The sequence below is a fragment of the Vibrio sp. R-1 genome, from assembly GCF_035615595.1.
GTDB lineage: Bacteria > Pseudomonadota > Gammaproteobacteria > Enterobacterales > Vibrionaceae > Vibrio > Vibrio cholerae.
Genome location: NZ_WPDC01000308.1, coordinates 1 through 489 on the forward strand (window position 1 = coordinate 1; position 489 = coordinate 489).

Annotated in this window: 1 protein-coding gene; it reads right to left on the bottom strand. The window is 41.1% G+C overall.

Annotated elements, in window-relative coordinates:
- A partial coding sequence (locus tag GOU96_RS18265) for a GrpB family protein (protein WP_324702122.1) occupies positions 1-464 on the bottom strand: 464 nt, incomplete at its 3' end.
- Positions 465-489 lie beyond the last annotated feature (25 nt).

Here is a 489-nt window from a genome sequence, read left to right on the forward strand (position 1 = left end):
GCCAATACTTGTTCTATAAATTCTGATTTCTTACCCCGGTAGTCATCTTGTGACAAACCCTCACAAGACAGCTTTAAGTTGTTATACCGCTGCACAAGTGAAGCATCCTTACGCAATTTGTCGCGAAAAGCCAAAAAGCACTCAAACTCAGAGCCATTGACAACAATTTGAAACGCAACATCATCACCCGATGTTGATTCCAACATACAAAGCTCTGACGTTCTTAAAGTGTCGCTTTTTTCTTGAAAACCTAATGTCATCAACCTTTGTATCGCTAAGCAAAAGTCCCCCATTTCAACACCAACGAAAATATCGAGGTCACCTTTTGATATCGCCATTGGTATTGAAGAAGCGCCAACATGCTCAATCCTTGCATCAGGGAGCAATTCTTGAATTTCGGATTGATATCTAAGAAAGCGCTCTTGGCATTTCCCTTGATATTGTTCGGCACTGTAAAACTTCATATTTCCTCAAAAGGCATAACGCCCG